Annotated in this window: 16 protein-coding genes and 1 pseudogene; 13 read left to right on the forward strand and 4 right to left on the reverse strand. The window is 66.7% G+C overall.

Features of this window, described 5'->3' with window-relative positions; all coding sequences use genetic code 11:
- Window positions 1-9: 9 nt before the first annotated feature.
- Window positions 10-918, forward strand: coding sequence for a DUF808 domain-containing protein (locus tag AC5Y4S_RS03565; protein WP_500029868.1), 909 nt, complete (start codon window positions 10-12; stop codon window positions 916-918).
- Here AC5Y4S_RS03565 and AC5Y4S_RS03570 read toward each other — a convergent pair.
- A complete protein-coding gene (locus AC5Y4S_RS03570) occupies window positions 905-2,500 on the reverse strand; it encodes a protein kinase family protein (protein WP_500029873.1) in 1,596 nt (531 codons plus the stop codon). The two genes, AC5Y4S_RS03565 and AC5Y4S_RS03570, sit on opposite strands and share 14 nt — an antisense overlap.
- A gap of 203 nt (window positions 2,501-2,703) precedes the next feature.
- On the opposite strand from AC5Y4S_RS03570, the gene lipY reads away from it, so the two are divergent.
- From lipY to AC5Y4S_RS03585, 3 genes are all read left to right on the forward strand, one after another.
- Window positions 2,704-3,894 carry a triacylglycerol lipase LipY gene (gene lipY / locus AC5Y4S_RS03575; RefSeq protein ID WP_500029875.1) on the forward strand — a complete coding sequence of 397 codons (1,191 nt, stop codon included), beginning with the start codon at window positions 2,704-2,706 and terminating at the stop codon, window positions 3,892-3,894.
- A 157-nt stretch (window positions 3,895-4,051) separates the two neighbouring features.
- The gene (locus AC5Y4S_RS03580) at window positions 4,052-7,075 is read left to right on the forward strand and encodes a hypothetical protein (RefSeq protein ID WP_500029879.1); all 3,024 of its coding nucleotides are present in this window, start codon (window positions 4,052-4,054) and stop codon (window positions 7,073-7,075) included.
- A 76-nt stretch (window positions 7,076-7,151) separates the two neighbouring features.
- The gene (locus AC5Y4S_RS03585; RefSeq protein ID WP_500029882.1) at window positions 7,152-7,391 is read left to right on the forward strand and encodes a hypothetical protein; all 240 of its coding nucleotides are present in this window, start codon (window positions 7,152-7,154) and stop codon (window positions 7,389-7,391) included.
- Between the two features lie 30 nt (window positions 7,392-7,421).
- Here AC5Y4S_RS03585 and AC5Y4S_RS03590 read toward each other — a convergent pair whose 3' ends face one another.
- On the reverse strand, window positions 7,422-7,904 hold the full coding sequence (locus tag AC5Y4S_RS03590) for a winged helix-turn-helix transcriptional regulator (protein WP_500029886.1): 483 nt from the start codon (window positions 7,902-7,904) through the stop codon (window positions 7,422-7,424).
- Window positions 7,905-7,984: 80 nt separating this feature from the next.
- Between AC5Y4S_RS03590 and AC5Y4S_RS03595 the strand changes: the two genes are divergently transcribed.
- The 7 genes and pseudogenes from AC5Y4S_RS03595 (at window position 7,985) to AC5Y4S_RS03625 (ending at window position 14,826) form a co-directional block, all read left to right on the forward strand.
- A complete protein-coding gene (locus tag AC5Y4S_RS03595) occupies window positions 7,985-9,109 on the forward strand; it encodes an acyl-CoA dehydrogenase family protein (protein ID WP_500029890.1) in 1,125 nt (374 codons plus the stop codon).
- Window positions 9,106-10,071: an LLM class F420-dependent oxidoreductase gene (locus AC5Y4S_RS03600; RefSeq protein ID WP_500029892.1), complete on the forward strand. Its 966-nt coding sequence runs from the start codon at window positions 9,106-9,108 to the stop codon at window positions 10,069-10,071. Before AC5Y4S_RS03595 ends, AC5Y4S_RS03600 begins: the two co-directional genes overlap by 4 nt.
- Before the next feature lie 3 nt (window positions 10,072-10,074).
- Entirely contained in the window at window positions 10,075-11,091 is a 1,017-nt protein-coding gene (locus tag AC5Y4S_RS03605) for an NADP-dependent oxidoreductase (protein WP_500029894.1), read from the forward strand.
- 35 nt (window positions 11,092-11,126) lie between these two features.
- Entirely contained in the window at window positions 11,127-11,480 is a 354-nt protein-coding gene (locus AC5Y4S_RS03610; protein WP_500029899.1) for a UBP-type zinc finger domain-containing protein, read from the forward strand.
- Window positions 11,481-11,522: 42 nt separating this feature from the next.
- A pseudogene (locus AC5Y4S_RS03615) lies at window positions 11,523-12,245 on the forward strand (BadF/BadG/BcrA/BcrD ATPase family protein); the annotation flags it as partial.
- Window positions 12,246-12,350: 105 nt separating this feature from the next.
- Window positions 12,351-13,241 (forward strand): N-acetylmuramic acid 6-phosphate etherase, encoded by an 891-nt coding sequence (murQ, locus tag AC5Y4S_RS03620; RefSeq protein WP_500032114.1) that lies wholly within the window; start codon window positions 12,351-12,353, stop codon window positions 13,239-13,241.
- Between the two features lie 64 nt (window positions 13,242-13,305).
- Window positions 13,306-14,826 carry a serine hydrolase domain-containing protein gene (locus AC5Y4S_RS03625; protein ID WP_500032116.1) on the forward strand — a complete coding sequence of 507 codons (1,521 nt, stop codon included), beginning with the start codon at window positions 13,306-13,308 and terminating at the stop codon, window positions 14,824-14,826.
- A gap of 7 nt (window positions 14,827-14,833) precedes the next feature.
- Here the strand turns inward: AC5Y4S_RS03625 and AC5Y4S_RS03630 are convergent, their stop codons facing one another.
- Window positions 14,834-15,505 carry a M15 family metallopeptidase gene (locus AC5Y4S_RS03630; RefSeq protein WP_500032118.1) on the reverse strand — a complete coding sequence of 224 codons (672 nt, stop codon included), beginning with the start codon at window positions 15,503-15,505 and terminating at the stop codon, window positions 14,834-14,836.
- A gap of 208 nt (window positions 15,506-15,713) precedes the next feature.
- On the opposite strand from AC5Y4S_RS03630, the gene AC5Y4S_RS03635 reads away from it, so the two are divergent.
- Window positions 15,714-16,100 (forward strand): hypothetical protein, encoded by a 387-nt coding sequence (locus AC5Y4S_RS03635; RefSeq protein ID WP_500029901.1) that lies wholly within the window; start codon window positions 15,714-15,716, stop codon window positions 16,098-16,100.
- Between the two features lie 25 nt (window positions 16,101-16,125).
- Here the strand turns inward: AC5Y4S_RS03635 and AC5Y4S_RS03640 are convergent, their stop codons facing one another.
- Complete coding sequence (locus AC5Y4S_RS03640; protein WP_500032120.1) at window positions 16,126-17,886, reverse strand: NAD-binding protein; 1,761 nt, start codon at window positions 17,884-17,886, stop codon at window positions 16,126-16,128.
- Between the two features lie 301 nt (window positions 17,887-18,187).
- Between AC5Y4S_RS03640 and glnA the strand changes: the two genes are divergently transcribed.
- Window positions 18,188-19,624, forward strand: coding sequence for a type I glutamate--ammonia ligase (gene glnA, locus AC5Y4S_RS03645; RefSeq protein WP_500029903.1), 1,437 nt, complete (start codon window positions 18,188-18,190; stop codon window positions 19,622-19,624).
- Window positions 19,625-19,629: the final 5 nt, after the last annotated feature.

The following is a 19,629-nucleotide window of genomic DNA, read 5'->3' on the forward strand; positions in this document are numbered from 1 at the left end:
GGAGACGCGATGAGTGCCGGGCTTTTCGGGCTGCTCGACGACGTCGCGGTCCTCGCGCGGCTGGCCGCCGCCTCCGGCCGCGCGACCGCCAAGGCGGCCGGCGTCGTCATCGATGACACCGCGGTGACGCCCCAATACGTCCACGGCATCGCCGCCGAACGCGAGCTGCCGATCATCAAACGCATCGCGATCGGATCCCTGCGTAACAAGCTCGTGGTGATCCTGCCGGTCGCGATGCTGCTCAGTCAGTTCGCGCCGCGGCTGCTGACCCCGCTGTTGATGCTCGGCGCCACCTACCTGTGTTACGAAGGCGCCGAGAAGATCTGGGAGAGCATCCGCGGTCATGATGCCGATCCTCCGCCAGTCGCCGAGCACGAAGTGGTGAGCGGAGCGATCCGGACCGACATGATCTTGTCCGCCGAGATCATGGTGATCGCCCTCAACGAGGTGGCCGACCAGGCGTTGGTTCCGCGGCTCATCATCCTCATCGTCGTCGCCTTGGTCCTCACCGTCGTCGTGTACGGCGTCGTCGCCGTCGTCGTCAAGATGGACGACGTCGGCCTGCACCTCACGGAGACCACATCCCGAATCGGGCAACGGGTCGGCCGAGGTCTCGTCGCTGGGATGCCCATGGTGCTCTCGGCGCTGTCAGCCGTCGGGACGCTGGCGATGCTCTGGGTCGGCGGCCACATACTCCTGACGGGCAGCGACCGCCTCGGTTGGCACCTGCCGTATGACCTGCTCCACCATGCCGAGGATCAGGTTCGCCACAGTGTCAAGCCTCTTGGTGCGGTGCTGGGCTGGTTGGTGGACACCGGAATATCTGCGGTGGTTGGGCTGGTCGTCGGATTCGCGGTCTTTGTGGTCATACGGCTGTCGAAGCAGATCGGGACTGCTTTGTTCGTCACCTCGGACTGACTGCCCGCTGAAGTGTTACCTCGGAAATGTCGGAGTGGCTTTTCCCTCCGGTGGTGCCGAGGGTGCTTATCCACAGCACTACGACGGTCACCGGGGCGGGCTTGTTCACGGCGATGACGTTGTGGCCGGGCCGCAAACCGGTGCGCGGGCTGAGTTCGACGGTGTCGCTGAGCTTGGCGGGAGCTGCGCCCGCCGATGACCGTATCTGTGCCACCGTGCCGGTGCTGTCCAGGTCGACGGTCACGGCACTCAGGGATGTCGGCTCGGGAAGTTGCAACAGTAATCCGACCCCGTCCTTGAACTTTGGGAACGGTTCGGGGTCAAAGTAAGTGTCGGTCGACCACGCCGTGGCGGGGTTACCGTCAATCGCCAGCCCGGCCGAGTCTGGGCTGTCCGGGGCGCCGCCGGGTGAAAAGACTGAGGCTTTGAGCGGCTTTACCGTTCCACTTCGAGCGGCAGGCGGAGGCGCTGCCGGCGTCGCCGGACTCGGCGTCGTGGTCTGAAGTCCCAGCCTATCCGGGTGCATCGCTGCGTCGGTGTTGACGGCGCCCACTATCCGACTGATCGCGCTAGCGAACGTCATCAACACGACGAGAAAGACCGCCGCCGCTGTCCCTAGCAGTGTTTTCAACAGCTGACGGCGAGCATGTTCAGCCTTTTCGGCCGGTCCGAAATTGCGAAAGCTGGCATAGCAGCCGGGCGGTGGAGGTAGGAGCAGCTCGCGAGTGGTGGAGGGCGCCGCGTAACTCTTGGCGTCCTCGCTGGCCTCGCGCAGCAACGTCGAAATCGTCTTGGCACTGCGGATGCCGTCGCCATCACGCACCAGCCCCGCGGCAGTGGATGAAATCAGGAACGGAACTTGCGGGTTGAGGACCGCGGGCGCTGGGATCAGGCCCTCCGCATCGGTCTCGACGCTCTCCCAATCCTCAACCGGGGCAACGACTTTGGAAGGCCAGCGGTTGACAAGCAATCCATACATGACCGCACCGATGCCCCGAAGGTCATCCCGCGGCGTGGTATTTGGCATGGTCGCCGGAAAAGCCAACACCAGGCGCCGGTCGACGCTGACCCGGATTCGCTCGGGATGGTCGATTGACAACGCGAAACCTGCCCCGTGCGCGACGTCGGCGGTCTCCGCCAGGGATAACACCGCGTCTGCGACCCCGACGGGCGACGGCTGCGTACGGGCTACTTCTTTCAGCGTGGCACCGCGCGTCCAGTCGGAAACAATTACTCCGCCGCACCAGTCGCGTCCCACATCGATCACCCTCGCCAAGCCTGGCGACGCGATGCCGCGCAGATTTGACGTGTTGGAAAGAATCGCGTCGACAGTACTGGTCGGCAGAGAGTTCTCGGAGTCGACCACCGTGACGGCCAGATGTTGCCCCGTGACCGTGTCAGCGGCTTGCCAGAACTGAAGATGCGGAGATTTGCCGTAGAAGATCATTAGCCGAATCCGGCCGCCCGCGATCGTGGCACCGGCAACGAGGGGCGCCTTTTCTCTGGGCGAATACGGCTCTGCCCAGTAGCGGGGAATGTCAGCCGTCGGCGGATCAGGTGCAACCGGTTGCGTGGCGGTCATCGCTTCGTCTCGCTCCCGCGGTGCTCACCGACCGCATCGGCCGGACGCGCACGGACGCTGATATTGGTCATCCATACATAGCCGGGCGTGGACACTCTTAAACCCGGTAGTCGCAGGGGCGGCAGTCCTCGCAAACTTGTTCCCGACTCCGCCGCGCGGGCATAAGCTCTGGCTATTCGGCGATCGGTAATGGGAGCGGCGCGGTGTCGTATGTTGTTGCGTTGCCAGACGTGATGTCCGCCGCGGCCACGGACGTGGCTTCGATTGGTTCGGTGGTCGCGACGGCAAACCGCGGCGTGGCAGGCGCCACCACCGGGGTGTTGGCCGCCGCCGAGGACGAGGTCTCCGCGGCGATCGCCGCCGTGTTCTCCGCGCACGGCCAGGGCTACCAGGCCCTCAGCGCGCAGGCGGCGGCCTACCACAACTGGTTCGTGCAGGCCTTGAACGACGCATCCGGCGCGTATGCCGCCGCCGAGGCGGCCAACGCATCGCCTCTGGCGCTCTTTGAGCAGGCGTTGCTCGGTGTGCAGCAGGAGATCCAGCAGATCCCCACGGCGCTGGGGAACGGATTCAGCCAGGGATTCGATGTTCTGTTCGCGGACCCGCATTCGCCGCTGTTGGCGCTGCTTACCGGCGACAATCCGCTGACCGGCATCATCGGGACCAACAACCCGCCGCGGTTGTTGACGTTGCTGCTCGGAGAAACGGTGCAGCACACCACCTATAACGGGATGCCCGTCGTGCAGATCACCCCGGCGCATCCCGACGGCGACTATGTGGTGGCCATTCACGGTGGCGCGTTCATCCTCCCGCCCTCGATCTTCCATTGGATCGACTACACGGTGATGGCCTATCAGACCGGCGCGACCATCGAGGTGCCGATCTACCCGCTGCTGCAGCAGGGCGGCACCGCGGGCACGGTGGTGCCCAATATCGCCGGCCTCATCTCGCAGGAGATCACCCTGCACGGTGCCTCGCACGTCAGCGTGACCGGTGACTCCGCGGGCGGCAACCTCGCCCTGGCGGCTGCCAAATACCTGGCGGCCAACGGTCAAACCGAGCCGTCGTCGATGGTCTTGTTGTCCCCCTGGCTGGACTTGGCGCGTGACGGGGGTCAGATCGGCAGGGTGTGGGCCGGTGGTCTTTCCATCACCGACCCCGAGGTGAGTCCGCTGTATGGGCCACTGACGGGCCTTCCGCCGACGTATGTCTACTCGGGCTCGTTCGATTCCCTCTACAACGAGACGCTTGCCCTCCAGCAAATAGCCCTGGAAAACGACGCCCCGATCGGCTTCGTGCTGGCGCAGGGCCAAGTTCACGACTGGATTCTGCTGACCCCGACCGGCCCCCGGTACTGGGCGCAGATCGATCAGGAACTCGGTCTCGTGCACTGACGCGACTCAGGTAGTCGATTACTCTAGCCGGCCCGGCGTCCGCGGCGGAATCCTCAGCAGCAGCACACAGCAACACCGTCGTTCGCTGCGAAGGGGTAGTCATGGACGCCCAAGAATCAAAGACCCAGTGCGCCACTGACCGACTGGCGGGACCATCATGACCGCCGCGGCAAGCCCACGCAGCTTCGTGCCGAGACGATTTCGTTGGTGGCATGGCATTGCCAGCGCGATATTGATTGGTTTGGGCGCATATCTGTTCGCCGCGTACTGGGGGAGGGCCGACGCGGAATACCTGTTCACGGTGATCTTTTCGAAGAATCCGGAGTTTCTCTGGAAGGGAATACCGCCCTTTGTGGCGCAGGCGCTGAGTGACGCCCTGCACTTCGACCACTGGGTGATCCCTGGTTACTGCCTGGCGCTCATTACCTGTGCGGTGGTGTTCAGGTCTCTGGCGTTCTCCGAAGCGGGCAAGAGGATGAGCTGTTACATCCTGGCTGCGGCGGTAGTCGCCACGGTCGCACACGCGCTCGAGGACGCGTTGATTTACTGCGTACTGCACCGGACGCCCGGTGGGTTGCTCAGTCAACTGCCCGATGCATTTTGGATTTATGCGCCCGCTGCTGTCGCGACCGTGAAATGGTGCGCGCTCATCGTGGCGGTGACGGCGGTACCCGCTTCCGTGTTCGCGGTAATCAGGGCGGCCCTGTCGCACCGGCGCGTGCGCAGGTACCGACGACAACACGGCGGCCGAAACTGGTGGGACGACGCTTTGCCGAACCCGGCGCCGGAGCCGGAGGAGGGTGACATCGAGGCGGCCTGGCGCCGGGCTTATTACGTGCCTGACGACGAAGGTCCGGGCGGCCATGACGGTGGCGGCTGCGTTCCGACGCCGACGGCGCTGTGTCTGTCGGGCGGCGGAATCCGCTCTGCCTGTGTGGCGATGGGCGCAATGCAGCAGCTCGCCGGCCCGCGAGGAGCGGTCGCTGACGCGTGGCCAACGACGCCTGCGCTTGACGATTTCGACTATGTGATCTCGGTGTCGGGGGGCGGGTTCAGCGCCGGGGCGCGGGTGCTCGGTGTTCAACCTGAGCCAACGCCCGGCGGCGGGGTAGGTGGCGCGATCGCGCGGCTGTCCGAGCGTTTCAGCGCGGGCTCAGTCGAATTCGACTCCTTGCGCCGCCGCTGCGACTACCTCGCGGATTCGCCGCTCGCGCTGCTGCGGGCACTCGCCGAGGTTTTCAAGAACCTCCTGGCGTCACTGCTCATCCTGGCCTCGTCGGCCGTGATTCTGGGCTGGCTGCTGGGCATATTCGTCAACTATTTCCCGTTCCGGGCGGTGGTCCCCTATAGGGAAGGCGTATCGCCGGCCAACCCGACTGCGCACCCGCGGTTGGATATCGAAGCGCTTCATGCCCGCCCCGTGGCGGCGGTTGCGGCCATCGCGATTTCCGTTGCGGCAGTGATCTTGTGCGTCATCGGCGGTCTGGTCTGTGAGTGGGCCTCCACGTCGCGGGGGAGCACCGCATGGCAAAACAGGTTCGTCTGGTTGGGTCGTAGGGCCGCGTTGCTGGCCTTGCTGGTATTCGGTCTCAGCGTCGCCGGGCCCGCACTGATGTGGCTGTGTTTGCAACGACCGGATAAAGGCCCCATTGGCGCGATCGGTGGCATTGTGGCGGTGGTTGGCCTGCAGTACGCGACGACACTTTTGTCGATGACGTCGAAGAAGGACAGCCCGGTAAATCCATCGCGGTGGCTGAAATTGGTTCCTTCCGGAGTCGTGCGCATCGCCTTGGTGGTTTTGACGTTGGGTGTGCTGCTGGTCGCATGGCTGCTGCTACTCGGAGTCGTCGCCAGTCACGTCTTCAACATGGAGATCCAACAAGCGATCGACCATCCGGGCCGCAGCCGCCAGCCTTTGACGTCGGACCCGCAGTGGCTATACCTGGGTGGGATCATGCTGCTTGCGCTGTTCCTGGGTTGCTTCGACGTGACGTCGCTGAGCCTGCATCCGTTCTATCGGCAACGATTGGCACACACATTCGCGGTGCGCCGCCTCGGCGGGAAGGCAGTGGAATACGAGCCCAGCGAATCGACGTGGCTCGACCAGTACGGCAAGGCGCAGACCGGTGGACCGAAATTCGTGTTTGCCGCGGCCGCCGCCATATCTGACGGCGACATCCGCCCGGCGCCCGGCCTGAATGCCGTGTCGTTCGTCATGACCGCCGATTACGTTGGGGGACCGGCGCTGGGCTGGCTCAAGACCGCGGAGCTTCGCCACGCGTCACCCCCGCGCATCCAACGCGACCTCACCGTAGAAGCGGCGATGGCGGTGAGCGGAGCGGCGTTCGCGTCGGCAATGGGAAGGGAGAGCAAAGGCATCCAGTCGCTGCTCGCGCTGTCCGGTGCCCGGCTCGGAACCTGGCTCCCCAACCCGCTTTTCGTCAGGAACGCTCAACTCAAAGCCGCCGACCCTTCGTTCCCCAAGGCGCTGCCCTCGGTGCGCGGAGCCGGGTATTTCTATCGAGAGCTATTGGGGATCAACAGGTTCGATGCGCGACTCGTTCAGGTCACCGACGGTGGACACTACGAAAATCTCGGCCTCGTCGAGGCTCTGCGTCGGCGGTGCCGGCTGATCTACTGCATCGACAGCAGCGGCGACTGTCCGCCGTTGCTGTCCGGTCTGTCCGAAGCGATCAGGCTCGCCAGGTTCGAGCTCGGCGTCGAGATCACCATGGAGAACGGCGGACCGTTCGGGGTGGAAAACCTCGCACCGGGATCCGGTGAGCAGTTCTCCGAAAGTAATGCGTTTTGCAGCCTCAACTCCCGGATCACCAGATGCGCTGTGGCGAGGGGAAAAATCACGTATCCCGACGCAGCCGGAATCGAGTCGGAGGAAGCCAGAACCGGTTGGCTGATCATCGCCAAGGCCGTGTTGTGGCGGGAGTTGCCCGACTGGGTCTTGACCTATGCCGCGGAGAACGGCGGCGCAGAGTTCCCCCACGACAACACATCTGACCAATGGTTTTCCGAGGGGCAGTTCGCCGCGTACACCGAGGTTGGCCGCAGCATCGCGGTGAGTGCTATGAAAGTCCCCGGCGACGGCAGCATCCCCGCGACCGAACCCCCGGTGCAGGCGGTGAGCGACGCCGAACCCGAAGAGCCGCCCAGACCGGCGGCATGACGACAGGGAAAGGAGCCTTTCGATGATCACCCGCCCGAGGACGAGTACCGCCCGCCATACACCTGGAGGTCGGCTCGTGTCTGCCGCCCTCTTCAGCGCCGCACTTGCGCTCGTCGTCAGTCCGTTCGTAGCGCCGGCCGTCGCGCGCGCCGACTTCAATCAGCAGTTCTACGAGTTCTGCATCACGAACCTTGGCCAGGGCAACGACTACTGCTGCGCGCATGCGGGCGGCAACGTGAAGGGCGCCAACTGCACGGATCCGGTCACGGGAAACGTCATCGCGCCGGCGTCCGTGGGACTACATCCAGTTCGCTGACGTGCCAGCTGATCTCGATTTCTGAGCCGGTCACGGCCAGCTACGCGATGCCTGGTTGGCGCGGAAGCCCGGCCCGGGTTCGGGTGTCACATTGCGTGCGGTGATCTCGTCGCCGCAGTGCGCGCAGATCAGGCGGGGCTCGATGGACTCGCCACAGGTTTGGTGGCGCAGCACGATCGGTGGCCCGTCGGGGTTCGGCAAGTGCTCGTCACCCCACCGCATGAGCACGACGATCGCCCCGAAGAGTTCGCGTCCCGAATCGGTGAGCCGGTACTCGTGGCGCTCGGGATCCCGGGAATAGGGCACCCGGTCGAGAAGGCCCACATCGACGAGCATCCGCAGCCGCGACGAGAGCGTGGGACGCGGAATGTTGAGGTTGCGCGCGAGCTGACCGAAGCGCTGCACCCCGAAGAACGCCTCGCGCAGGATCAGTAGCGTCCACCGCTCGCCCACCAATTCGAGCGCACGCCCGACCGACTCCCCTTCGAAGCGGTGGGACAGATCGGCGGCCATAGTTTAATAACTTTACCCGGTTCAATTGCTGAACCATAGGTGGTAACGTAATTGAACCACCACCGCCACCGGGAGCCCCAATGACTCATAGCGACACCGACAGCCTCGCCGAGAAGATCGCGCTGACGGCCCGGGAGATGTCGGCCGAGATCGACCGCGATCGCCGACTTCCGGACGAACTGGTAGCCCAGCTGCGCGAGGCCGGGCTGTTGCGCGCCACCATGCCTCGGGAGGTCGAGGCGCTGGAGCTAGCGCCCGGACCCGCACTGCGGTGCGCCGAAGCGGTGGCGCGCGGCAACGCATCGGCCGGATGGTGCGTGTCGATCGCGATCACCAGCGCGTTGCTGGTCGCTTACCTGCCGGCGTCGAGCCGCGGCGAGATGTTCGGCGGCGGCCGGGGCGTCGCGGCGGGCGTGTGGGCGCCGCGCGGCAAGGCACGGTCGGTCGACGGCGGGGTGGTGGTGTCCGGGCGCTGGCCCTTCTGCAGCGGGATCAACCACGCCGACATGATGTTCGCCGGTTGCTTTGTCGACGAGCAGCGCGTGCCCTCCGTCGTCGCGCTGCCCAAAGACGACCTGCAGGTGCTCGACACCTGGCACACGTTGGGCCTGCGCGGTACGGGCAGCCACGACACCGTCGCCGACGAGGTCTTCGTGCCGACCGATCGCGTGCTCTCGGTGTTCGACGGGCCGGTGATAGACCGCCCGCTGTATCGCTTCCCGGTGTTCGGATTCTTCGCGTTGTGCATCGGAGCGGCCGCGTTGGGGAACGCCCGGGCCGCGATCGACGATCTCGTCGAGCTGGCCGGCGGCAAGAAGGGACTGGGCGCGACGCGGACCCTGGCCGAACGGGCGGCGACCCAGGCGGCGGTGGCGACCGCCGAGGCCACGCTGGGCGCCGCCCGCGCGCTGTACTACGAGGCAATCGAGGAGGCCTGGCGGGCCAGCCAAAATCCTGACGCGGTGCCGGTGGCAATGCGCAACCGGCTCCGGCTGGCGGCCACGCACGCGGTGCGGACGTCGGCCGACGTGGTGCGCACCATGTATGACCTGGCGGGTGGCAGCGCGATCTACGACAGCGCACCCCTGCAGCGCCGGTTCCGCGACGCGTTCACGGCCACCGCCCACTTTCAGGTCAACGAGGCATCGCGCGAGCTGCCCGGCCGGCTCCTGCTCGACCTGCCGTCCGACGCGTCGATGCTGTGACCGGCATCGAAGTCGCGCTGCCGTTCTGGCTCGACCGGCCCGACCACGAGGCAATGGATGTCGCGCGGGCGGCGTCCGATGCGGGCTTCGACGCGGTGTGGATCGGCGAGATGGCCACCTATGACGCGTTCGCGCTCGCGACCGCGGTCGGGCTGCGCGCGCCCGGCATGACCCTGAAGATCGGGCCGCTGGCCGTTGGTGTTCGCGGCCCGGTGGGACTGGCGCTGGGTGTCCGTTCGGTCGCCTCCCTCACCGGTAGCCGGGTCGACATCGCGTTGGGGGCGTCCAGTCCGGCGATCGTGACCGGCTGGCATGACCGTGAATGGGCGCACCACGTCCCTGTCATGCGGGAAACCATCGAATGTCTGCGGGCGATATTGACTGGCACACGCGTCGAGTACAGCGGCCGGCATGTCGGCAGCCATGGGTTCCGGCTGCGCGATCCGCGGCCCGATACGCGAATTGCGTTGGGGGCGTTTGGCTCTGGCATGATCCGCCTGGCCGCGCGGCGCGCCGACGAGGTCGTGCTCAACCTCGCCTCGACGGCCCGCGTCACCGAGGTTCGAGAGGCGATCGACGTCGCAGCCGCCGCTGCCGGGCGCCCCGCCCCGCGCCTGACGGTGTGGGTGCCGGTCGCGCTCAATCCCGGTGCCGCCGCGCACGCCCAGCTGGCCGCTCAGCTGGCGGTTTATCTCGGCCCGCCCGGCTACGGGGAAATGTTCAGCGCCTTGGGCTTTGCCGACCTCGTCGGAAAGGCTCGTGCCGGTGCCACCCGCCGCGAACTCGCCGCCGCCATCCCCGTCGAATTGCCCGACCGGGTGGGCGCACTGGGGACCGCAGATCGAGTCGCCGAACGGCTCGACGCCTACCGCGAAGCCGGCGCCGACTGCGTCGCGGTGGTGCCCTCCACCGCCGAAGACCCGGGCGGCCGGGAAACCCTCGGCGCTATCCAGAAGAGGTGAATTTTGACGCTCATCAACACCCAATGCCGCCTGGCTGCGCGTCCGAGCGGCCTGCCCAAGCCGTCGGATTGGCAGATCACCGACGAGCCCGCCGGAAGTCCCGCGGACGGCGAGTTCCTCGTGCGCGTCGAGTACCTGTCGGTCGATCCGGCGATGCGGACGTGGATGAACGCGGGGCGGTCGTACGTGCCGGCGGTCGGGATCGGCGAGGTTATGCGCGCCGGTGGCGTCGGGCGCGTGATCGACTCGCGTAACGGGGATTTCGCGGTCGGCGACGAGGTGTATGGCATGTTCGGGGTGCAGCGCTACGCGCTCTCCGATGGGGATGGCGTAACCCCGGTCGACACCACCCTCGCGCCCGCTCCGGTGCATCTCGGGGCCCTCGGCGGCAGCGGACTGACGGCCTACTTCGGGCTACTCGACGTTGGTCGCCCGGAGCCGGGCCAGACCGTCGTCGTCTCCGGGGCCGCCGGTTCGGTGGGCAACATCGTCGGGCAGATCGCCCGGATCAACGGTTGTCGGGTCATCGGCATCGCCGGCGGCGCGGACAAGTGTCGTTGGCTCGTGGACGAGCTGGGATTCGACGCCGCCATCGACTACAAGGCCGGCGACCTTCGTGCGGAGCTGAAGACGCACGCCCCCAAGGGCATTGATGTCTTTTTCGACAACGTCGGGGGAGAGGCCCTGGAGGCCGCGCTGTCGCGGCTGGCGCGCGGCGCGCGTGTCGTCATCTGCGGGGCTGTTTCGCAGTACAACACCGCGAGCGAACGCCGCGGCCCGGCGAACTACATGCAGCTGCTGGTCGCGCGGGCATCGATGACCGGCTTCGTCGTATTCGACTATGCCGATCGATACGGCGAAGCCGTTGCGCAGCTGGCGAATTGGCTGCGCAGCGGTGAGTTGAGTTCGCGTGAGCAGGTCATCCACGGCGACGTCGGCGACTTTCCCGAGGTCCTGTTGGCGTTGTTCCGCGGGCATAACACCGGCAAACTGGTTCTCGGGCTCGACGGCCCTCGCTAGGGCCCGATTATTGGCACATTGTTCCGGGAGGCGCGATGACTGCTGCTGTCGATCCATCGGTGCCGCCCAGTGGGACCGGCTGCGCCGAGTGTGATGCCACCGGCGGCTGGTGGGTGCACCTGCGGCGGTGCGCCGCCTGCGGCCACGTCGGTTGCTGCGACGATTCGCTGGCACGGCATGCGACGAAGCACTGGCGAGAGAGTGGGCACCCGATCATCCGATCGTTCGAGCCGGGCGAGGATTGGTTCTGGGACTACGAGGCCAATGACTACTACGAGGGTCCCCAACTCTCCCCGCCGGAATGCCGTCCCCGGGACCAGACGGCCCCAGGTCCCCGCGATCGGGTGCCGCGCAACTGGGCCGAACTGCTCCGTCAGCAACACGACTGAGCCCAAGAGTCGGCGGCTGACCGCGATGAAAATATGGGTGCAATGATCCTCGCCATCGACCTGGGCAAGACGTCGTGTCGAGCGTCCGGGGGCGGTCGGAGGGCCGAGGGGGCGGGCGCTCCGGGCCTCGCGACGCCGGGCGGCGTGCGGGCCGCGGAGGCGGCGATCCTCGCCGTCGCGCGAGACTTCGGCCCGGTCGACGAGGTGATCGTGGGGGCCGCCGGGGCGCTGAATGCGCCGGCCGCGGCGCGGGCGCTGGCCGAGTCGCTGCTGCCGTCGCTGCGGGCCGAGCGGGTCGCCGTGACAGGTGACAGCGTGATTGCCCACGCGGGTGCGCTGGACGGGGAGCCGGGCGTCGTGCTGGTCGCCGGGACCGGAGTCGTGGCGCTCTCCATCGGCGCGGACGGCGCGCTGCGAACCGCCGACGGCTGGGGCCCGTGGCTGGGCGACGAGGGGGGCGGCGCGTGGATCGGCGCCGCGGGCCTGCGCGCGGCGCTGCGCGCCCATGACGGTCGCGGCCGATCCACGGCCCTGTTGGACGCGGCCCGCGCCCGATTCGGTGCGCCGGAATCCTGGCCGGCGCAGCTCACCGATGCCGCGGCGATCGCGTCGTTCGCGCCCGACGTCCTGGCGGCGGAGGACGACGCCGTCGCATCGTCAATTGTCAACGCCGCCGCAGAGTCGCTTGCCGCGACCGCCCGCGCGGCCGGGGATGGGCCGGTCGCGATGGTCGGCGGCCTGGCGGGGGCGGAAGCGCTGCGTAAACAGCTCGACTTGATCCCGGCCGCCGGCGACGCGCTCGACGGCGCGCTGCGGCTCGCCGCGATTCACGAGCCGCACGTGATCCGCGTGCAGGCGGCCCCGGAAAACATGGCTCGGCATGGGCTCGACGCGCTCGCCACCGAAGGTTCCCGACCCGGCCTCGACGACCTGGACCTGAGGCCGGTCGGCGATGTCGTGGCGCTGCTCGTCGCCGCCGAGGGCGAGGCGCACGGAGCGGTTACGGCGGCGGTCCCGCGGATCGCCGCGGCTGCCGAAGCCATCGTCGCGCGGCTCGAGCGGGGAGGCCGCCTGATCTATGTCGGGGCCGGGACACCCGGACGCCTGGGAGTGCTCGACGCGGCCGAGTGCAAGCCGACGTTCGGCACCGACCTCGTGCGTGGCGTGATCGCCGGCGGGAGCGCGGCATTGACCGAGGCGATCGAGGGCGCGGAGGACGCGTTCGACCCCGCCGACCTCGCCGATCTCAGCGCCGCCGACGCGCTGGTCGGGATCACGGCGTCGGGTCGGACGCCCTACGTGCTGGGGGCGCTCGAGCATGCGCGCGCAGTGGGAGCGCTGACGGTCGCGATCGTCAACAACCCGGGCAGCGAGGCGTCTGCCGACATCATGATCGAGCTGTTGACCGGACCGGAGGTGCTCGCCGGCTCGACCCGGCTGACCGCGGGGACGGCACAGAAGGTGGTGCTCAACGCGCTTTCGACCAGCGTCATGATCGCGCTCGGCAAAGCCTACGGGCCGCGCATGGTCGATGTCCGCACCACCAGCGCCAAGTTGCGTCGCCGCGCCGTGCGGATCGTCCGCGACGCGGCCGGGGTCGACGAACAGGCCGCGGCCGCCGCGCTCGCCGCCGCGGGCGGCCACGCCAAGACCGCGATCGTCGCGCTGCTCGCCGGCGTCGACGCGGCCGAGGCCGCCCGTCGCCTCGAGCGGGCCCGCGGACGCGTGCGGGACGCGCTCATCGGGTGTGCGCCGCAATGAAATCCGCTTCCTTGACAAGCCGTGCCGCCGGATCCAGCATCGTGGCGGGGTAATCATGAAGCGCATGCGTAGGGCCATCGCGGTCGGAGCCGTCGTACTCGTGGCGGGTTGCTCGCATGGCCATGTATCGCAGACGGCGGTGATCGAGAGTTCGCAGCCAACGCCAAGGCCAGCGCCCGCTCCCGCCGCGGCTCCCGCGCCCAGCTTTCCAACCCTCTCCAAGCCGCCCGACGCGGCTCCCGCACCCGATTTCGCATCGGTTTCCAAGCTGATCAACGACGCGATTGCCGCAAACAGGCTGCCCGGTGCCGTGGTCGTGATCGGGCACGCCGGACAGATCGTCTTCCACCAGGCGTATGGCTCGCGCAAGCTTGCGGGCGAACCCGGGCTGGACGGATCGCCCGCACCGGCCGAGCCGATGACCGAGGACACGCTCTTCGACATGGCGTCGCTGACGAAGATCCTCGCAACCGCGCCTGCCGTCATGCAGCTCTACGAACAAGGCAAGGTTCAATTCGACGACCCGGTGCAGCAGTACCTGCCTGACTTCAACGCGACGGACGACCCGCGGCGCGCAAAGGTGACCGTTCGCATGTTGCTCACGCACACTTCGGGCGAGACGGGCGACGTCGAACTCAAGGATCCATGGGGACTGGACGGAGCGGACAAAGCGGAAGGCATCCATCGCGCCCTCACGACGCCGCTGGAGTCGGATCCTGGCGGGGTCTTTCGCTACTCCGACATCAACTTCATCTTGCTCGGTGCGCTGATCGAGAAAATCACCGGCGAGGCCGAAGACGACTACGTCGCCGAACACGTGTTCGCACCGCTTGGCACGCAAGACACCCGCTACCTCCCCGCCGACAAAGCCTGTGGCCCGCACACGGTCCGGGGAGCCGCGATTGGATGGGCCGGCCCGTCAACCGGAAACGGATGTCCGGCGGGCGCGTGGAGCACGGACCTCTTGCCGCGCATCGCACCGACGGCGCGCGACGAAGATGGCCGGGCCGATCCGGGCAAGAATCCCGATCTCGATTACCTGATTCGGGGCACCGTGCAGGACACGACGGCGCGGCGCATGGGGGGCGTGGCGGGGCATGCCGGCGTGTTTTCGACGGCGCACGATGTCGGCACCTATGCGCAGGCGCTGCTCGATCGGCTTGCGGGCCGTCCAAGCGAATTTCCCTTGGCGCAAACGACTTTGGAGTTGATGACCACTCCGCAGCAGCCGGGCCACACGGCCCAGCAGCTCCAGGCGGCCAACGACGCCGCCCGCCAAGCCCTGGCAATGAGGCGAAGCCCCGCATATCCGCTGCTCGCCGCGCGCTATCCGGCGATCGCGGGCCAAAACCTGCGCGGCTTTGGCTGGGATATCGATACGCCCCTTTCGATGGCGCGGGGCATGATCTTTCCGATCGGCAGCTTCGGCCACACCGGTTTCACCGGAACCTCGCTCTGGCTCGACCCGCGCTCCGATACCTACGTGGTTCTGCTCACCAACTCGATCCACACGCGGGGCAGTGAACCGATCTCGGATTTGCGCGGCGAAGTGGCGACGGCGGCGGCGCGGGCGTTGGGTCTCTAAGGGGCCGTTAGGTCCGCTCGAAATGTTGATAGTCGAGGGGAGCCGTCCACTCGCCGCCCCAGCGCCAACCTCGGTCGGTGAAGGCACGCACCGCCGGGTCGCCGACGTGTAGGACTCCGGGGTCGGTGCGGGTGCGGTCCAGGTAGGCCGCCGCGTTCCGCGGTTCGAAATAACCGCTGGCGTAGAGGCACGGGTTGAGAAGCGTGTTGACATCGATAGCCCGCCCGTAAGCGTGCGGTGACCATTCATTGGTTCCGGGGATGAGTCGGCAATTGAACGCCGACGTGTTGTTGTCCTCCATCGACAGCTCGTCGTCGGCGTCCGAATAGTGGTCGACCGTCTGCATTTTCTCGATCGGATAGCCCAGCCGGTAAAGCTGCTCGAAGATCGCGATGACCTCCGGCGCCAGCTCCTGATGCACGACGAGCTGGCCGCGGTGGGTCCGGCCGTCGAAACCGAGGTAGTCGAGGTCGAGCCGTCGCAGCTGCTCGGGTTCGACGGGACAACCCGGCCGCCAGGTCGTACCGAGTTCTGCGGCGGTGAAGGGCTCTACCGTCGCACCCGCGGGTGCTGGCGGCGCGCTCGCCGGCGGCGGCGCGGCGGGTGACGACGACACGGCCGCTGACCACGACGGAGACGGTGTGGCCGCATGCGGTGGCGGCGCGGCGGTGCATTGCACTAGCACGACGCCGGCCGCGAGCACTTCCGCCAATACGGCACCCGGCCGCTGGAAGGGCGTCAATGGAGTTAAATCCTCACCGTTTTCCCGGACAAGTCCGGTGCCAACGCTACCGCGGACGGAAATCGTCGCCTGTGCCGCAGCAGAAGTGGGTAAACAACCGGCATCAGATTGGCCAATCACGTCAGTAATCGGAAGGTGGCATCGGATGCCTGGTCATGAAGGGGGCCGATGGGACGTCGGCACCAAGGACGACGCGGTCTACCTCGAGCGCGTCTCTGAGAGCGACGAGCGGTTATTCGACGACTTGTTAGCGGCCGACGAGGCCCGCGAATTAAGCGGGCTATTGACGAAATACGCAGACAAGCTCGACAAGTCCAAGGACGCGGGCAAATCCGACGACTCCGATAAGTCGGAGGACTCGGACAAATCCGACGACTCGGAAAAGTCGAAGGACTCCGACAAGTCCGACGACTCGGAAAAGTCCAAGGAAAAGTCCGACGACTCCGACAAGTCCGACGACTCCGACAAGTCCGACGACGCCGATGCCGCGGACGACTCCGAGGACGGCGACGAGCAAGAAAAGTCCAGCTGAGCGGCCCTTTGACCGTGCGGGGCCTTTAAACCTCTGTCTCCTGCGCCCATCTCGGCCGGCGCGTTTCTCGGCTGTGCGGCGAACGGGCCGCGGCCAGTGTCGCCGCAGTCCCGCCGTTGATCGCGGTGAGCGGCGGCGGCTGGCCCTTGCGCAGCGTCGCGATCAGCTCGCGGTACGGGCCGATGAGGTAGACGGTGTCGCCCGCTTGCAGTCGGGCGTCGCGGCGGGGGCGCAGCCTGATCGGCCCTTCCGGCCGGATGATCGCGATCACCCGCGTTTGCGTGGACATGTGCACCATCGTCAGCCCGTCCAGCTCGCTGCCCTCCGCCACAAGCATCCCGCCCACCATGAACGAGCGCTGGCCTACCCAGAACGTGCCCAGCACCTGCAGGCCCATCGCGGCGCCGATAAACCAGGGCGCCGCCAGGTCGACGATCGACCGCACGTTCTCGAAGCCGAACCGCTGATTCACCGCGGTGCCCAACGCCCGGCCCTGGACGCGCATGACGATCGGCGTCTTGGTGTCGGACCCGAGGATCTCCAGCAGCACGATCCCGGTCTCGATGTTCTCCATGTCGTCGCTGGTCACCACCGCCACTCCCCGGGCGCGATCGACGCGCGCCGACTCCAGCGTCTGGCGCATCGCCGGATCTCCGAAGATCACCGGGACGTCGAGTTCCGCAGCGGTCGACAGGAAGCGGTTGTTTTCGTCGCTCTCGATGACCAGGACGTCGTATCCGGCCGCGGCCAGGTCGCTCACGACGCGGATGCCGACGGAACCCAGCCCGACAACGACGACGTGGTCGCGCATTTGCCGGGCCCGCCGGAGTCCGGCCAACTGGACGAAGCGGCGCGACAGCAGCAGATCCGCCAGGAACGCGACGAGAATGGCCGTGACGATCGCGCCGCTGAACATCAACCCGACAGCGAACAGCCGCAGCCAAACGGGTTGCTGGGTGAAGTTGAATTCGCCATAGCCCACGGTGGTAATCGTCTCGGAGGTGAAGTACAGGGCGTCGATCCACGACATCCGTGGGTTCCGGTAGGTGAAGTGCACCACGGCTGTCGAACCGAGCGTGAGGAATAGCGCGAATGCCAGCGAGGGATAAAGCATTGGGTTGATGTCGTCGCGCATGGCGCGCGTCGCATCGATGATGCGCCGCACCCGGGAGTGGCGAGAGCGCGTCGCGGTCGCGGGGGGGACCTTGATCCCGCGGGCTTCCAACTCGTCTTTGACGCCGATCATCGACGTCCAGTCGCCGGCGTAGACGCGCTGATCCCGTCCTGGGCATGGCACCACCTCGCCGGGGGCGGGTGACTTCTTGCCGTGGACCACCGCCACCGGCGCCAGGTCGCCGTATATCTCGCGCAGCGTCCCGTCGTGCGGTGCTTCGGCTCCCCAGACCACGAATTCGATACCGGCCGTGTCGAACTGGTGCGCGTTGCGCGAAAGGACCGCCTCGACGAGCGACGGCGTCGCCAGCTCGGCAACATCCAGGATCGCGCCGGGGCCGTTGACGGTCGACACCGCTTCGCGCAGCACGTCATTGGCCAGCCGGGCCACCACGCGGACGTCCGGGCTGTATTGCCTTGCCAGCAATGCGATTTCGAGATTGATCGCGTCGTTTGGCCCGGCGCAGACGACCGCTCGGGCGCGATGTACGCCGGCGCCGAGCAGATCGGCGGCGGTGTTGATCTTGATGATCCGCGCGCCGGCGCCTCGCAACTCCTCGGCGATGGTTCTCGACAGGGCGTCGTCACCGGCGACGATGATTTCGCGATGCATGATCTCGCGCGCCGGGTGGGAAACGGGTTGCTCCATGCGACCGTCGAGATGGTCGATTTGTGGCCTAAGCCGGGGAACCGATGAGATCGTCTTCATGGTTCGGCCTTTCGCTTTTCGTTCCTATGACTATCGGCCACCGTGGCGCCTCATGCCACCTGAGGAGTACGGATGCAGAAAGTCGTGCGGTGCAACAGGTTCGACTCGGGCGCGTCACGCTGACGAAATAGTTGAGGTGTACAAAACCCTGGCGCCACTGCTACTCGCGTCAACAGTCTGATAGTGGCGAGCGAAGGAGCATTCCGTGTCCGAACACACGCCCGACGACATCTTCAAACTCGTCAAAGACGAGAAAATCGAGTACGTCGACGTCCGCTTCTGTGACCTGCCGGGCACCATGCAGCACTTCACGATTCCGATCTACGTGTTCGACGAGAACGTGTTCGAGGAAGGCCTGGCCTTCGACGGCTCCTCGATTCGCGGCTTCCAATCGATCCACGAGTCCGACATGTTGCTGCTCCCCGACCCGGAGACCGCGACGATCGATCCGTTCCGCGAGGCCAAGACGCTGAACGTGAACTTCTTCGTGCACGACCCCTTCACCCTCGAGCTGTATTCACGCGACCCGCGCAACGTCGCCCGCAAGGCCGAGAATTATCTGATCAGCTCCGGCATCGCGGACACCGCCTACTTCGGCCCGGAGGCGGAGTTCTACATCTTCGATTCGGTCAAGTTCGACTCCAACATCAACAGCTCCTTCTACAAAGTGGACGCGACGTCAGGGTGGTGGAACACCGGCGAGGAGACGGAGTCCGACGGCAGCCCCAACCGCGGCTACAAGGTCCGGCCCAAGGGCGGATACTTCCCGGTCGCCCCTACCGACCACTACGTCGACCTCCGCGACAGGATCCTGACGAACCTGACCAACGCCGGCTTCTCCCTGGAGAAGGGCCACCACGAGGTGGGCGGCGGCGGCCAGGCCGAGATCAATTACAAGTTCAACACGCTGCTGCACGCCGCCGACGACCATCAGATGTACAAGTACATCGTCAAGCAGACCGCGTGGCAGGCCGGCAAGACCGTGACGTTCATGCCCAAGCCGCTGTTCGGCGACAACGGCTCCGGGATGCACTGCCACCAGTCGCTGTGGAAGGACGGCGTCCCCCTGATGTACGACGAGGAGGGCTATGCCGGCCTGTCGGACACCGCGCGGCACTACATCGGCGGGTTGCTCTATCACGCCCCGTCGTTGCTCGCCTTCACCAACCCCACGGTCAACTCCTACAAGCGGCTGGTTCCCGGCTATGAGGCCCCGATCAACCTGGTGTACAGCCAGCGCAACCGCTCGGCGTGCGTGCGCATCCCCATCACCGGCAACAACCCGAAGGCCAAGCGGCTGGAGTTCCGTTGCCCCGACTCGTCGGGCAACCCCTACCTGGCGTTCTCGGCCATGCTGATGGCCGGCCTGGACGGCATCAAGAACAAGATCGAGCCGCCACCACCGGTCGACAAGGACCTCTACGAGCTGCCGCCCGAGGAGGCTGCGGAAATCGTTCAGGCTCCCACCCAGCTGTCCGACGTGATCGACCGGCTGGAGGAGGACAGCGAATACCTCACGGAGGGCGGCGTTTTCACGCCCGATCTGATCGAGACGTGGATCAACTACAAGCGCGACTACGAGATAGCGCCGTTCAACCTGCGGGTGACCCCGTACGAATTTGCGCTGTATTACGACGTGTGAGGCTG

The organism is Mycobacterium sp. NGS64 (assembly GCF_059812245.1).

What these genes read in the sequence shown, in the direction of transcription:
- murQ (WP_500032114.1), top strand. Translation starts at nt 12,351, where the DNA reads ATGGCTCGGCATGGGCTCGACGCGCTCGCCACCGAAGGTTCCCGACCC.
- AC5Y4S_RS03635 (WP_500029901.1), top strand. Translation starts at nt 15,714, where the DNA reads ATGCCTGGTCATGAAGGGGGCCGATGGGACGTCGGCACCAAGGACGAC.
- AC5Y4S_RS03570 (WP_500029873.1), bottom strand. Translation starts at nt 2,500, where the DNA reads ATGACCGCCACGCAACCGGTTGCACCTGATCCGCCGACGGCTGACATT.
- AC5Y4S_RS03610 (WP_500029899.1), top strand. Translation starts at nt 11,127, where the DNA reads ATGACTGCTGCTGTCGATCCATCGGTGCCGCCCAGTGGGACCGGCTGC.
- AC5Y4S_RS03565 (WP_500029868.1), top strand. Translation starts at nt 10, where the DNA reads ATGAGTGCCGGGCTTTTCGGGCTGCTCGACGACGTCGCGGTCCTCGCG.
- AC5Y4S_RS03640 (WP_500032120.1), bottom strand. Translation starts at nt 17,886, where the DNA reads ATGCATCGCGAAATCATCGTCGCCGGTGACGACGCCCTGTCGAGAACC.
- AC5Y4S_RS03595 (WP_500029890.1), top strand. Translation starts at nt 7,985, where the DNA reads ATGACTCATAGCGACACCGACAGCCTCGCCGAGAAGATCGCGCTGACG.
- AC5Y4S_RS03625 (WP_500032116.1), top strand. Translation starts at nt 13,306, where the DNA reads ATGCGTAGGGCCATCGCGGTCGGAGCCGTCGTACTCGTGGCGGGTTGC.
- AC5Y4S_RS03590 (WP_500029886.1), bottom strand. Translation starts at nt 7,904, where the DNA reads ATGGCCGCCGATCTGTCCCACCGCTTCGAAGGGGAGTCGGTCGGGCGT.
- AC5Y4S_RS03580 (WP_500029879.1), top strand. Translation starts at nt 4,052, where the DNA reads ATGACCGCCGCGGCAAGCCCACGCAGCTTCGTGCCGAGACGATTTCGT.